Source organism: Streptomyces sp. 2-1, assembly GCF_048564895.1.
Taxonomy (GTDB): domain Bacteria; phylum Actinomycetota; class Actinomycetes; order Streptomycetales; family Streptomycetaceae; genus Streptomyces; species Streptomyces phaeochromogenes.
On the sequence record NZ_CP183383.1, the window covers coordinates 3,931,619 to 3,945,177 of the forward strand.

Annotated in this window: 14 protein-coding genes; 7 read left to right on the forward strand and 7 right to left on the reverse strand. The window is 69.3% G+C overall.

Annotated features, from left to right (window positions below):
• The first annotated feature begins 72 nt into the window (after positions 1–72).
• Together ACN20J_RS17345 and ACN20J_RS17350 are read left to right on the forward strand one after the other, a co-directional pair.
• Positions 73–906, forward strand: coding sequence for a helix-turn-helix domain-containing protein (locus ACN20J_RS17345; protein WP_419666255.1), 834 nt, complete (start codon positions 73–75; stop codon positions 904–906).
• Positions 888–1,160: a DUF397 domain-containing protein gene (locus tag ACN20J_RS17350; protein WP_419666256.1), complete on the forward strand. Its 273-nt coding sequence runs from the start codon at positions 888–890 to the stop codon at positions 1,158–1,160. Before ACN20J_RS17345 ends, ACN20J_RS17350 begins: the two co-directional genes overlap by 19 nt.
• A 3-nt stretch (positions 1,161–1,163) precedes the next feature.
• Here the strand turns inward: ACN20J_RS17350 and ACN20J_RS17355 are convergent, their stop codons facing one another.
• Positions 1,164–2,027: a hypothetical protein gene (locus ACN20J_RS17355; protein WP_419666257.1), complete on the reverse strand. Its 864-nt coding sequence runs from the start codon at positions 2,025–2,027 to the stop codon at positions 1,164–1,166.
• 253 nt (positions 2,028–2,280) lie between these two features.
• Between ACN20J_RS17355 and ACN20J_RS17360 the strand changes: the two genes are divergently transcribed.
• The gene (locus ACN20J_RS17360) at positions 2,281–3,237 is read left to right on the forward strand and encodes a serine protein kinase RIO (RefSeq protein ID WP_189837941.1); all 957 of its coding nucleotides are present in this window, start codon (positions 2,281–2,283) and stop codon (positions 3,235–3,237) included.
• 72 nt (positions 3,238–3,309) lie between these two features.
• Here ACN20J_RS17360 and ACN20J_RS17365 read toward each other — a convergent pair whose 3' ends face one another.
• Both ACN20J_RS17365 and ACN20J_RS17370 read right to left on the reverse strand, forming a co-directional pair.
• A complete protein-coding gene (locus ACN20J_RS17365) occupies positions 3,310–3,792 on the reverse strand; it encodes a peptidoglycan-binding protein (protein WP_419666258.1) in 483 nt (160 codons plus the stop codon).
• 106 nt (positions 3,793–3,898) lie between these two features.
• Complete coding sequence (locus ACN20J_RS17370) at positions 3,899–5,119, reverse strand: MFS transporter (RefSeq protein WP_419666259.1); 1,221 nt, start codon at positions 5,117–5,119, stop codon at positions 3,899–3,901.
• Positions 5,120–5,175: 56 nt separating this feature from the next.
• On the opposite strand from ACN20J_RS17370, the gene ACN20J_RS17375 reads away from it, so the two are divergent.
• A complete protein-coding gene (locus ACN20J_RS17375; RefSeq protein WP_189837938.1) occupies positions 5,176–5,814 on the forward strand; it encodes a CGNR zinc finger domain-containing protein in 639 nt (212 codons plus the stop codon).
• 8 nt (positions 5,815–5,822) lie between these two features.
• On the opposite strand, the gene ACN20J_RS17380 is transcribed toward ACN20J_RS17375, so the two are convergent.
• Positions 5,823–6,614: an AraC family transcriptional regulator gene (locus ACN20J_RS17380; RefSeq protein WP_189837937.1), complete on the reverse strand. Its 792-nt coding sequence runs from the start codon at positions 6,612–6,614 to the stop codon at positions 5,823–5,825.
• Between the two features lie 55 nt (positions 6,615–6,669).
• Here ACN20J_RS17380 and ACN20J_RS17385 point away from each other — a divergent pair, with 55 nt between their 5' ends.
• Positions 6,670–7,242 carry a class I SAM-dependent methyltransferase gene (locus tag ACN20J_RS17385; protein ID WP_419666260.1) on the forward strand — a complete coding sequence of 191 codons (573 nt, stop codon included), beginning with the start codon at positions 6,670–6,672 and terminating at the stop codon, positions 7,240–7,242.
• A 5-nt stretch (positions 7,243–7,247) separates the two neighbouring features.
• On the opposite strand, the gene ACN20J_RS17390 is transcribed toward ACN20J_RS17385, so the two are convergent.
• Positions 7,248–8,423, reverse strand: a complete 1,176-nt coding sequence (locus ACN20J_RS17390) for an abortive phage infection protein (protein WP_419666261.1) — start codon at positions 8,421–8,423, stop codon at positions 7,248–7,250.
• 133 nt (positions 8,424–8,556) lie between these two features.
• Here ACN20J_RS17390 and ACN20J_RS17395 point away from each other — a divergent pair, with 133 nt between their 5' ends.
• Positions 8,557–10,344 (forward strand): subtype B tannase, encoded by a 1,788-nt coding sequence (locus ACN20J_RS17395; RefSeq protein ID WP_419666262.1) that lies wholly within the window; start codon positions 8,557–8,559, stop codon positions 10,342–10,344.
• Positions 10,345–10,389: 45 nt separating this feature from the next.
• On the opposite strand, the gene ACN20J_RS17400 is transcribed toward ACN20J_RS17395, so the two are convergent.
• On the reverse strand, positions 10,390–10,848 hold the full coding sequence (locus ACN20J_RS17400) for a protein-tyrosine phosphatase family protein (protein WP_361910331.1): 459 nt from the start codon (positions 10,846–10,848) through the stop codon (positions 10,390–10,392).
• On the reverse strand, positions 10,845–11,684 hold the full coding sequence (locus ACN20J_RS17405; protein WP_361910328.1) for a FadR/GntR family transcriptional regulator: 840 nt from the start codon (positions 11,682–11,684) through the stop codon (positions 10,845–10,847). Before ACN20J_RS17405 ends, ACN20J_RS17400 begins: the two co-directional genes overlap by 4 nt.
• Positions 11,685–11,916: 232 nt before the next feature.
• Here ACN20J_RS17405 and ACN20J_RS17410 point away from each other — a divergent pair, with 232 nt between their 5' ends.
• Positions 11,917–13,545: an ABC transporter substrate-binding protein gene (locus ACN20J_RS17410; RefSeq protein WP_419666263.1), complete on the forward strand. Its 1,629-nt coding sequence runs from the start codon at positions 11,917–11,919 to the stop codon at positions 13,543–13,545.
• The last annotated feature ends 14 nt before the right edge of the window (positions 13,546–13,559 follow it).

Genomic DNA, 13,559 nt, shown 5'->3' on the forward strand with positions numbered 1-13,559 from the left:
CGCTTAGACTTTGGAAGACCTCTACGCTCAGCAACGTCGGTGCAGTACACGGCAGTACAAGGGGGCTTGGCCATGGCCAATGGTTCGCGGCAGGCTGCTTGGGAGTTCTTCGGCACGGAGTTGAAGAGGCGCCGGGAAGACGCCGGGTTAACCCAAGCGGACTTGGGTCATCGCGTTTTTGTGTCGGGCGGCTACATCGGGCAATTCGAACAGGCCATTCGGAAACCGCAGTTGGATGTGGCGAAGCGGATCGACGAGGTCCTGCAAACCGATGGCTTTTTCGAGCGCACGTGGCGAAAGCTCATCGATGATCGGCGGTATGCGGAGTATTTCGCGGAGGTTGTTGAGCTGGAGCGGACGGCGACGAAGATCTCCACGTTCGCGCCAACGCTGGTGCCAGGCCTGTTGCAGACACCGGCCTACACCCGCGCGGTCATGCTGGCGGGCAACCCGTTCGTCACCGACGAGTACATCAAGGAGAAGGTGGTGGCTCGCCGGGAGCGGGCGCAGCTGCTGGACGGCACTACAAAGCCCGAGTATTGGTCGATCCTGCATGAGCACGTCCTGAAGATCCCGGTCGGCGGCGCCGCGGTGATGGCCGAGCAGCTCGACCACATCACCCAACTGATCCGACAGCGGACGGTCCTGGTGCAGGTGCTGCCGTACTCAGTAGGCGCGTACCCGCTCATGGGCCGCATGGTGCAGCTCATGGAGTTCGAGGACGCTCCGCCAACTGCCTATACAGAGGCGGTGTATTCAGGGAACTTGCTGGATGACCCGGCCCTGGTTAAGCGGGTGCAGGGGACATACGATCTGCTCAGGGCCGCCGCACTGCCGCCGGAGGCGTCCCAGGCCCTGATCGAATCGGCGGCGGAGGACCACAGACGATGCGCGAGTACGACCTGAGCAACGCCTGCTGGCGCAAGAGCAGCCACAGCAACGGCGAGGGCGGCAACTGCGTCACGGTCGCCTATGACTTCATAGGCGCCGCCCGCTGGCGCAAGAGCACCTACAGCGACGACAACGGCGGCGAATGCCTCGAAGTCGCCGATGGCATCCCCGGTGTCGTACCCGTGCGGGACAGCAAGGTCGTGGGCGGGGCCGTTCTGCTGGTCGGTGCCGACGCGTGGCTCGCCTTTGTCGGGGGGCTCTTGCGGTGAGCGTCAGCCGGTGAGGGCGACGTACAGTCCGACCGCCCAGAACAGCGTGGCGACCAGGCCGCAGATGACCAGGACGAGTGTCCAGCCGACGTGGTTGACGGTGAGAGGGCCCGTTGCCCTGCTCGGGTCGAGTGGGTCGTAGGTGACATCGACCCGTCCCACCCCCGTCGTGATGCCGCCCACCGAACCGCGTGACTCGACCCGCGCGAGGTCCCTTCCGTCGGCCGTCCGGAAGCTGAGCTGCCGGAAGTAGAAGACGTTGCCCCCGAACCCCCGTACCGTCCCCTCGCTGCGGCCGGAGACGGTGATGCCACGGCGGCGCAGGACGACGAGATCGCGTATCAGCCGGACCCAGCAGAAGTACAGGAGTCCCAGGCCGCCGGGGCCCAGCCAGCCGAATGCCAGGATCACCGGACCGGTGTCACCGGCGCCGTACTGCCCGATGAGCAGGAGCACGGCGGCGTAGGCGACGGCCGCGACGCCGATCATGAGGCCGCGGCGAGCCCGTGGGCTCATGGTCGGCTGCCGGGTGTCCACGAGGACCAGCGCGTGTCCGTCGGGCACGGCGGTCGTGGTGGCCAGGGCGCGCTGGAGCGACTCGGTGAAGGCCCGGGCCGCGTGGGCGTTGCGGGTCGGTATCGAAACACCCGCGCCGAGCCCGTGCCGTGCGGCGCCGGGGTCCCCGCTCAGGTCGACGCGTACGTCACCGTCGGGCGTCAACTCGGCGGCCCGCAGGGCGCGTACGGGCACGGTCCAGGTGGTGGCCCCTTGGACGAGCCGCAGCCGCTGCCCGTCGAACCGTGCCGTGATGCCCCCGCCCGTCAGCACGATCTCGTTGGCACCGTCTCTTGATGATCTGTCTGACATGGCCGGATCGTAGCGGCGGGGGCGGTTCGCGGCGCCGGGATTCCGGGCACCGGCGGCGCCGACCCGGCCGAGGTCGGCCCGGGCAAGGCCGGGACGGCTTTATTCGGTTGCGGCTCCCCATGGCCGCGCCTCACCATGGGCGGGAAACCGGGAGCTGCCCGGTGCTCCACGAGAGGAGGCACGACGGTGACCACGACTGTCCTCGGCCTGCCCGCAGACCGCCTCCCTCTCGCCTCATGGAGTACCTCCAGCGATGTCTCACGACGATCTCTCGCAACACCCTCAGCAGCCTCAACACCCGGCATTTCCTGACGACTTCGGCACCGACACCTACCGCCACGTCCCGCCGCAGGGCGACGCGGTACTGGACGACGTCGACGACCGGTTCGTCTTCGACTTCCAGGCCTACGACGACCTCGAGGACGGCCGGCGCTGGTCGACCTGGCTCAGCGTGGAACCTCTCTGCCGGGGCCCCGAGCCGCTCCCGGACTGGGTGGTGACCTCGCAGGGCGCGATCGACACCGAGCTCGGCGTCCTCAAGACCGGCAAGGAAGCCGACGTCCACCTCATCGAGCGCGCCGATCCGCGAGACCCCGCCGGCGGCGGCGTGGTCATGGCGGCCAAGCGGTACCGCTCCCCCGAGCACCGGACCTTCCACCGCTCCGCGTCCTACACCGAGGGCCGCTCGATGAAGCGCTCACGTGACGAGCGGGCCATCAAGCGGAAGAGCACCTTCGGCCGGCAGGTCGCGGCCGGCGAGTGGGCGGTGTCCGAGTGGGGTGCGCTGGTGCGCCTCTGGAACCTCGGGCTGCCCGTTCCCTACCCGGTCCAGATCGACGGCACCGAGATCCTGATGGAGTGGATCACCGTCGTCGACGAGGACGGGGCCGTCCAGACCGCGCCCCGGCTCGCCCAGACCCGGCCCTCACCCGAGCTGCTGGCGTCGTACTTCGAGCAACTCACCGACGCGCTCGCGACGATGGTGCAGAACGGCCTCGTGCACGGCGACCTCTCGGCGTACAACATCCTGGCGGCGGGCGAACGGCTGGTCGTCATCGACCTGCCACAGATCGTCGACCTGGTAGGCAACCTCAACGGGATGACCTTCCTCCAGCGCGACTGCGCCAACATCTGCGGCTGGTTCCGCTCACGCGGACTCGACGTCGACGAGCACGCGCTGTTCGCGGAACTGATGGCACACGCCTTCTGAACGGACCGGCGGCCGGCCGGCTGATTTGGCCGGCCGACACGGCGGAGTCCGGGCAGCCGGAGAGCTACTGGCTCAGCACGCCCCGGCGCACCACGCGGCGAACCTCTTGAAGGCGACCGTGGCGCTGGGGCCCCAGACTCCGTCGATCGGTCCGGGGTAGCCGTACTCCGCCGTCAGGAAAGTCAGCAACGCCCTGTCGGTGCTGAACTCGGGGACTCCGTTGATCGGGCCGGGGTACCCCCAGTTCGCCTGGAGGAAGCGCTGTATCGCCTTCCAACTCTCGGTGCCCAACTGGCCGTTGAGCGGGCCCGGGTAGCCCCAGTTGTCCATCAGCCAGCACTGGACGTTCCTGGCTTCCGGCGTGGACAGACCGTGGTTGTCGACCGCGAGCGGGCTGACGGCCTCGGCGCTCGCCGCCGACTTCGCCGCCGACTTCGCCGTCGGCTTCGTGGCCGCCTCGGTTGCCGCGAAACTGCTGCTCGCCCCCGCAAGGCTGCCGACGAGGATCCCGGCGACCGCGGTGGCGCTGACTAACGTGCCCGTCAAAGTCCGCATGTGTTTCCCCCATTTCGGATTTCCGACTGGTACGAACCCATGCTCCCGGACTTCCGCCGTTGCTGTCATGCACATACAAGCCTGGTGACACAACGCAGGTCGGAGCTCATGACCACGGGGGAAAAGCTCTGCTCCCCCGGCCGGGAGCGAACGCGTGGAAGCTCAGGCCCGCGACGAGTTGAACCCCCGCGGCCGTCAGGAGCGCGGTGGGCAGTGAGTGCGTCGCGAGCGGGCCCGCGACGGCCGCGCCGAGGGCGAAGCCGGTGATCTTGAGGCTGGCGCCTGTCGTGAAGACCTGGCTGCGGAGGCGTTCCGGTGACTCCCGGTGCCGGATCGCCAACAACGCGGCGAGTTGCGGGCCTTCGGCCACGCCCGTCGTCAGGGCCGCCACCACGACCAGGACCGGGTGGCCTGTCGCCGACAGTACGAGCGCCGCCGCCAGGAGCAGTGTGCTGGACCAGATGATCGTGTCCGGCGCGATGGTTCGGGGCCTGCGTGCGAGTACGGCGTTGGCGGCGAGGGCCGAGACCGCCGTGCAGGTCAGGAGCAGCGTGCCCTCGGCGGCCGAACCGAAAGCCCGCTCACCGAGCAACGGGGTGCAGGTGATCAACATGCCCAGGCCCATGCAGGAGACGACCGAGGCGAGGGTGGCCCGGGCCAGTGGTCGGGTGCGGGTGATGGCGCGGATTCCGGCGGCGAGGTCGGCGGTCAGGGGCGCGGGGGCGGTCGGCGGGGCCTTGTCCCGGCCGCGGCGACGGTCCTCGTCCCCGTCCGTCGGCAGCGTCCATGCCGCAGGCAGGGCACAGGCGATCAGCGCCGCCGACGCCACCACGGCGGCCGGTGCTCCGAGGAGATGCGCGAGCACTCCGGCGAGCGCCGGGCCGACCAGACTCGCCAGGCTGAACGTCATCGCGTCGAGCGCGTTCGCGCGTGGCATCCGTTCGCGGGGCACGACCCTGGGCAGTTGGGCGGTCCAGCCGCCGGAGAGGGCCGGACCCAGGAGTCCCGTGAACACGGCGATCAGGACCGTGAGTTGGAGGGGAAGGCGGCCGAGGCTCAGGAGCATCAGCACCAGGCCCGTCCCGTAGAGGGCGAGGGCGCGGGCCAGCAGGCGGCCCGGCCTCGGGGACCTGTCGAGGAGCGCTCCCAGCAGCGGGCCGCCGACCGCCGCCGAGACCGTGATGCCCGCCAGCAGCGCCGACGCCTCCGTGGCCGACCCTCCGACCGCATAGCCCGCCAGCAACAACGCGGGACCGGACATCTCGTCGCCCGCCCGCGCCGCTGCCGCCCCGGCGAGGAAGGACCCCATCGCGTAACGCCTCTTCATCGGGATGACGTTACGTATGTAACTCAAAACTGCGCAATATGCGTTACATTCGGCCCATGGCAGCCCTCCCCGACGACTGGTCCACACGGCACTCCGTCCTGGCCAACGCCCGGCGCACCGCGGCCCTGATCAACGCCCTGTCCGGTACGGGCGACCAGGAGCCGCAGCCCAAAGCAGCGGACGTCGAGGCAGCGGACGTCGAAGCAGTCGCCGAAGTACTGCGGGAGTACGGCGAGTCGGAGCCCGTCGAGCTCGCCCCGGACGACGTCGTACGGATGCGTGCGGGCGCTCTCCTCCTCCGTGAGGTCTTCGCCGCCGAGGACGTCGACACGGCTGCCGCAGCCCTCAACCGCCTGCTCGCGGAACAGACCGGACCGCTGCGGCTCACCTCGCACGGCGGCAGCACTCCGTGGCATCCCCACCTCGACAGTCACGACGACGCCCCATGGGACGAGTGGTTCCTGACCTCGTCGTGTCTGGCGCTGACCGTCCTCCTTTGGGACCACCAACGCCCGCCGGGCGGCCTGTGCGCATCCCCGGCCTGCCGGAACGTCTACCTCACCTCGGGCCCGGGCCCGGCCCGCCGCTACTGCTCCCGCCGCTGCGCGACCCGCGAACGCGTCGCGGCCCACCGCCGGGGGCAGAGGGCCACGGACACCAAATCGCACTCGGGCTCCGGCTCCGGCAGCTCGTAGTAAGTGGTTCAGTCGCGGACCGGAAAGTACTGCCGAGGCGTGACTCCCACGATCCGTCGGAACGCCGCCACGAAGGAACTGGCGGAGGCGTATCCCACGCGCCGGGCCACCGTCTCCGTCGTCAGGCCCTCGGCGAGGAGCGGCATCGCGAGCTGCATGCGCAGGCGTTCGCGCCACTGGCCGAAGGCGAGGCCCGTCTCGGCGACGAAGAGCCGGGCCAGGGTACGGGCGCTCGCGCCGACCTCCCTGCCCCAGGCCTCCAACGCGCGCCCGTCGTCCGGGCGTTGGGCGAGCGCCCGGGCCACCGCCCGCGTCCGGGGATCCCGGGGCTCGGTCACGGACACGCTCGTCACCGGTACGGGACGCAGTACGTCGAGGAGTACGGCCTCGGCCCGCGACCGGGCGTCCGGGGCGAGGTCGGTGCGCACGAGGTGGTCGACGAGGGCCCGGAGCAGCGGGTCCACGCCCACCACCGTGGGCTCGGTCCAGGTGATCTCCGGGCATGCCGCCGGGTTCACGTACGGAGTCCGCATGACGGCGTCGCCCTCCGCCTCCGTCGTGTGGGCCAGCCCGGCGGGGATCCACAGCGCCAGCGACGGCGGCAGCAGCCAGGCGCCCCGCTCACTGGTCACCCGCAGCAACCCCTTTGCGGCCCAGGCGAGTTGGTGGAACGTGTGCCAGTGCCGGCCGAAGCCGCTGCCCCTCGGCATCGCGAAGTGGCCGATGAAGATCGCGGTGGCGGCCGGTTGTCCGGCCGACGGCCCAACCGGCGGACCGACCGCCTGTCCGTCTGGCGACATGAAACGGCAGCGTAGCCCGTGTCGGACACCGGCGCCCCGCTCGTACCGTCGTCTCATGCCGATGAACCGAGCACACCGCAGACTGTGCAGCTCCGAGAAGTGGGCCCTGACGACCAGGGACCACATCCTCCCCTGGGCCCTGGCGGACGTACCCCTCGGCGACGACGTACTGGAGATCGGTCCGGGCTACGGCGCGAATCTCCGCGTACTGATCGAACAGGTTCCCCGTGTCACGGCCGTCGAGATCGACGAGGGCACGGCCGCCCTGCTGGAGGGGAAGTGGGGTGACCGGGCCACGATCCTGCACGCCGACGGAGCCGCGATGCCGCTGCCGGACGAGAGCTTCTCCTCCGTCGTCTGCTTCGTGATGCTCCACCACGTGCCGACGGCCGCCCAGCAGGACCGGATCTTCGCGGAGGCGCACCGCGTGCTGCGGCCCGGCGGTGTCTTCGCCGGGTGCGACAGCCAGCCGAGCTTCCGGTTCCGGGTGCTGCACTTCCGGGACACGATGAACACGGTGGATCCGGCCGGCCTCCCGGACCGTCTGGCGAAGGCGGGCTTCACGGACGTGTCGGTGGACCGGCACCCCGAATCGGGTGCCGTCCGCTTCCGCGCCACCCGCCGCTGAGGGGCTCAGCAGCCCGCCCGGCCGTAGTGCCGGGCCACCGCGTGGAAGGCCTCCTTCGGCTCCCAGTGCCAGCCGGACTCAGGGTCGTCGGGACGGTCCTTGATGGGCTTGACGATCGCGTACGAGGCCATGTCGAGGTCGTAGAGCGGCTTGTCGGGGCGGTGCGGAGCGTCGGCGGTGACGAACTCGAACGCCATCGCCGCGTGCAGGTTCATGGACTCGAAGACGTCGAGGAGATCGGTGAGGTAGGCGGCCTGTACGCGCTCGCTACGGACCACGTTCCCCTTGATCTCCGGCGGTGTCTTGGTGTGGTCGACGATGCTCCAGCCCATCCCGCCCTGTTCCGGGGCGCCGACGAACGTACAGGTGCCGAACTCGGTGATGGCGAGCGGCTTGCCCCAGCGCTGGAACTTCCTCAACTCACGGACGTAGTCGGCTCGTTGTGGGAAGTACGAGTAGTAGTCGATCCCCACGATGTCGAAGAGGTTCCAGTCGACGTTCTCGAAGGTCGGGTCCTGCATGGCGGCGTAACTGAGCCGCCCGTGGAAGACGGACCGTCCGACCGCCGCCGCCTTCGCGGTGAACGCGGCCAGCCGCTTCTGGACCTTCGCCAGATCGAACTTGCCCTTCTCCAGGTTGTCGATCCGCTCGAAGACGTCGGCCCCCGGCACGATCCCCGGCACGAACAGCCAGAACTCGCAGCCCACGGCGAGGGTGACCCGGGCGCCCTGCTTCCGCAGCCGCTCCCCGTGGCGGCCCGCCTCCGCCAGGTGCTCCAGGATCTCCCGCTGCGGCACGTCCCCCAGCGTCGGCTGCAGCCAGACGTGCAGCCCGCGCTCGGCGACCTCGCTCGCCGTGGCGTTCAGCCGCTCGACCCCGTCCCCGGTGACCTCGACGGTGTCGGCGTGCAGGTCGTCCGCGATCGCCCGGATGTCGCCGCGCATCCTCCGCCCACTCCACGCCGTCCCCGGGGTCTCCCCCGCGCCGACGGTGTAGACGACGCCTCGGTGCGTGAGTCCGCGCGCGCCGCCGTCGGCCGCGGCTCGCGGCGACGGCGATGCCGAAGCCCGGGCGGTCGGGAGGCAGACCGCCGCCCCGACCCCCATGACCGCCGCCGCCCCCATGAACCGCGCCCTGCTGATCCCTGTGCGCCCACCCTTGCCGTACCCCGTGTTCTCCATGCCGTCAGTCTGTTGAGCCGGGGCGTTTCCGGCTGTCGGCCGAAGGTCTACGGCACCCCGACCAAGGGATGAGCGTCCGCCGCCGGAAGTGGCGGGGAGCTGTGTGCGGACCATGACTTCCTGAGTGTTCACCATGTCATTTACAGAATTGTTGACACTTTTCTCGCGATCGAATTACGTTCGCAAGCACAAGATCCGTGGACGTGACCTCCGTGGACGTGGCAGTGGACGTGGGAGAGACATCGTGAAGCACAGGGCAGTGAAGCGCAGGAGTGTCGTCTTGGGGATCGGCGCGACCGCGGGCGTCGCGGCGGCCGGCGGCTTCGCCCTGAGTGCGCAGGCGTCCGGCGAGTCCGGCAAGTCCGGAGCGAAGGCCTCGGGCGCGTCGGGTGCCCTCGCCTTCGACAAGGACGCCTACACGGAACTGACGACGACGATCACGGACGCCGCCGGTGACGAGCACGAGGTGAAGTACCACTTCTACAAGGCCATCACGTACGTCACGAAGCCGGTCGACGAGAAGTACCAGAGCCTGAACGTCAGCGTTCCGGTCGAGATCGACGGCAAGGCCGTGGACGCCACCGGCGCCCCGATCCTCCTCGCCAACTCCGTCGGCGGTTACATGCCCTCGTCCGTCGCGGAGGCCACCGGCGTGGGCGGCGGCGGGATGACCGGCGCCCCCGGCGGCGGCGCGACGGGCGGCGCGAGCACCGGCGCCAGTGCCGCACCCAGCGCATCCGCGTCTGCCTCCGCATCCAGCGGCACCGGCTCGGGCGGGGTCCAGTCCGGCGGCAACGCGATGGTGAACGCCCAGGGCGAGATGGTCAACCTCGGCAAGCTGGCCCTGGTGACGGGGTACGTCGTTGTGGAGCCCGGCGCCCGCGGCCGAACCCTCGTCGACTCGGACGGCACGTACTACGGCACCGCCCCGGCCGCCATCGTGGATCTGAAGGCCGCGGTCAGGTACGTACGCGCCAACAAGGGCCGCATCCCCGGCAACACGGACCGGATCGTCTCCTCCGGGACCAGCGCGGGCGGCGCCCTGTCCGCCCTGCTCGGCGCGTCCGGCGACAGCCCGCTCTACGACAAGTACCTCGAGGAGCTGGGCGCGGCCGACGCGAGCGACGCCATCTTCGCCAGCGGCGACTGGTGCCCGATCACCGACCTCGAACACGCCGACATGGCGTACGAGTGGAACTGGGGCGCCAACAAGCTGAGTTCGGGCTCGCTGGTCGACCGGACCGTGTCCAAGGAACTGAGCACCGCGTTCGCCGACTACCAGGCGTCCCTCAAGCTGAAGGCGAAGGGCTTCGGCACCGTCACGGCCCGCAACCTCGACGAGTACCTGGTGAAGACGTATCTGGAGCCGTCGGCCACCAAGTACCTCGCCGCCCTGTCGGACTCCGCCCGTGCGACCTACCTGGCCGCGAACACGTTCATCACGTGGTCCGGCGGCCGGGCGACCTTCTCCTGGGCCGACTTCCTCACCCACGTGGGCGCCCGGAAGAAGGACACCCCGGCGTTCGACGCCTTCGACCTCTCCTCCGGCGAGAACAACCTGTTCGGTACGGGGACCACGAAGGCCCGCCACTTCACGCTCTACAGCTTGCGCCACGAGGGCAGCGCCAGCGCACGGCTCCCCGGCGACCTGCCCGGGATAATCGACCTGATGAACCCGATGCACTTCATCGCGAAGCGCAACCCGGCCCGCTCGAAGCACTGGTGGATCCGGGTCGGCACCAAGGACAGCGACACCTCGCTGACCGTCGTCGGCAACCTCGCGCTGAGCCTGGAGAACCTGGGCGACGACGTCGACGCCTTCATGTACTGGGACGGCGCACACGGCTCCAACGAGGACCCGGCCGACTTCATGGCCTGGATCGCCAAGGTGACGGGCTACAAGAAGCGCTCCGCGAAGTAGCGCCCGGCCCTCGTCCCACCCCCAGAGCAGCGGGGCCCGTTCCCGTCATGAACCGGGCCCCGCTCCCTCCTCGAACCGACGTACGTACGTCCGTTGCCACGGCGTCTCCACGGCGTGGCGGTCGTAGTTCCGTCGTACGAACTCCACGGCCTCCTCGGGCGGTACGCCGTCCAGGACGGCGAGGCAGGCCAGTGCCGTGCCGGTCCGTCCGCGACCGCCCCCGCAGGCGACCTCGACGCGCTCGCCGGAGTCCGCGGCCCGCCCCCAGGTCGCCGTGAGGACCTTCCGCGCGTCCGCCCTGTCCCGGGGCAGCCAGAAGTCCGGCCACTTCAACCACCGTGTGTCCCAAGGGACTTCGGGCGGCTGCTTGCCGAGGAGATAGAGGCCGTACGTCGGCGGGACCACGGAGGGGTCGAGCCCGTGCCGCAGTCCCCGGCCCCGTACCAACCGCCCGGACGGCAGCCGGAGTACGCCCGCCGTCCCCTCGTCCCAGCCCTCGCTCATCCGACCCCCCGTGACTCCTGCGCGGCCCGCGCCTCGATACCGCGGAAATGGTCCGCCATCGCCTTCTGCGCCCCTTCCACGTCTCCTGCTCTCAGGGCGATGACGATGTCACGGTGACGGCGGACCGTCACGTCGGGTGTCGGATCGTCCGTCCAGCCCCGCACACCGGCGACCCGCCGGAACACGGTCCAGAAGGCGCCCAACAGCTGGGGCACCAGGGCGTTTCCGAGTGACGCGTACAGCAACTCGTGGAATTCGCGGTCGAGTTCGGGGAAGGGACGGCCCGCCCGGCCCGCCTCCTCCATCCGTTCCACCACGGCCTCCAGCCGCGCCAGCTCCGCGTCCGAGAGCGTGCCCGCGACCCGCCGGACGAGCCCCTCCTCCAGGACCTCCCTGATCTGGAGTATCTCGGCCAACGCGCCCGTGTCGTCGCCCTGTTGGGCCAGCGTGCGGAAGGTCAGGCCGTCGACGAGCGGGGTCAGTGACGCCTCGCCTACATAGGTGCCGTAACCGTGTCTGATCTCCACGATGTCGAGGGCCTGGAGTGCCTTGAGGGCTTCGCGGACGGAGTTGCGGCTGACGCCGAGGGACTCCATCAGTTCGGCCTCGGTGGGCAGGGGCGCGCCGGCCCGGAGCCTGCGGTCGAGGATCAGCTGCACGACCTCGCGCTGGATCTGGCTGCTCACCCGCGGCTCACGGACCGAGCGCGGCCGGGGGACGGAGTTCCGGGGGCCGGCGCTCCTGGGCCCGTCATCCTTGGTTCGGCCGTCATTGCTCAGGCCGTCGCCGCTCAGGCCGTCGTTCCTGGAGTCGTCGGATACGCGCCGCTCAGACATGCGCCGCATCGTACGCGCGCCGGACATCCCACGTCCCACCTCCCGACAGGATCAGCCGTCAATCGGTGGTTGACCGTCCGTCAACTCGGCGCGTTCCAGGGCGACATTGGTTGCACCTCTGGAAGAAACGGCATTCGTGCGCGCTCCCTTGACCACCCCCACGCGCCCTCTTATGGTCACGCTGCACCTATGACGTAGGACGTCGTATCTCCCACCCCTTGCTGGAGGAACCGTGCGCGACGCGACCCACGCACCGGCGCTCCACCGCCGGTCGTTCCTGAAGTACTCCGGCGCGCTGGGCGCCGCCGCCGCGATCAGCTCGACGCTCTCCGCGTGCTCGTCGGGACCGGAGTCCACGAACGAGACGGGGGGCGGGGGCGAGGGCGCCGACCGGACGCTCACCGCGGTCATCGGCTACGGCAACGACCAGAGCTGGGACCCGTTGATGACCGCCTCGGCCTTCGCGATGGCCGGCAATCACCACATCTACGAGGGGCTGCTGGACACCGACCCGATCAGCCGTGAGCCGTACGCGGCGCTCGCGACGGCCGTTCCGGCGGATCTCCAGGCGACGACCTGGAAGTTCACGCTGCGCGAGGGCGCGAAGTGGCACGACGGACAGCCCGTCACCGCCGACGACGTGGTCTTCACCTATGAGCGCGTACTGGATCCGAAGACGACGACGCTCGCCAAGAACTTCTTCGCGTCCTGGCTGAAGGAGGTGAAGAAGGTCGACGAGAAGTCGGTGGAACTCATTCTCAAGTTCCCCTTCCCCGACGGCGCCCAGCGGCTCACCCTCGCCAAGATCATGCCGAAGCACGTGTTCTCGAAGGCGGGTGCGCTGGACGAGGCGACGACGGGAAAGGCGGTCGGCTCCGGCCCGTACCGGCAGGCCGCCCACCACCCGAAGTCAAACACCACCTTCGAGGCGTTCGCGGACTACAACGGCCCCCGAAAAGCCGCGTTCAAGAAGATGAACTGGCTGACGATCGTGGACGCCGCGCCGCGCGTCGCGAAGATCTCGGGGTCGAGCGCGGGCGCGCAGATCTCCGACAACATTCCGTACGCCAATATCTCCCAGCTCGAAAAGGGCGGCCTGAAGGTCGAGGGCGGCGCGGGAATGAACCACATCTTCCTCCTCTTCAACACCGCCCACAAACCCTTCGACGACGTACGGGTGCGGCAGGCGCTGCACTACGCCATCGACAAGGAGAAGATGATCCAGGCCGCGCTGCGCGGGCACGGCAAGCCGGCGTCGTCGTATCTCAACGAGGGGAATCCGACGTACCGGAAGGCGAGGGCCGTCTACGACTACGACCCGGACAAGGCCAAGGCCCTCCTGAAGGAGGCCGGGGTCAGCGGGCTCACGGTCACGCTGATGGCGGTCAACGTGAGCTGGATCGTGGACTGTCTGCCGACCATCAAGGCCTCCTGGGACGCGATCGGCGTCAAGACGACCCTCGAACCGCAGGAAACGGCCGCGCTGTTCACGAAGCTCGACCAGAAGAAGGACTTCCAGGTCGTCGCCGCCGCGTCCAATCCGAACCAGTTCGGTCTCGACGCGGATCTGATCATGCATTACAACTACGGGCCCGGAAACACCTGGATGCGGTATGCCCGCTGGGAGAACAACTCCGTGGCGAAGGATCTGTTCAAGCGGATGGATCAGGCCACGCAGGAGCCGGATGTCGAGAAGAAGAAGTCGATGACGCAGGAGTACATCGACATCGTGGCGGAGAACGCCGTGATCTATCCGGTCGTTCACAATGAGCTGATCACCGCGTGGGATTCCAAGGACCTTTCGGGTATTCGACCTCAGCCGTATCCGGGGATAAACGTTCTCCAGGCGAAGTGGGTCTAGTCCGAAACGGCGAG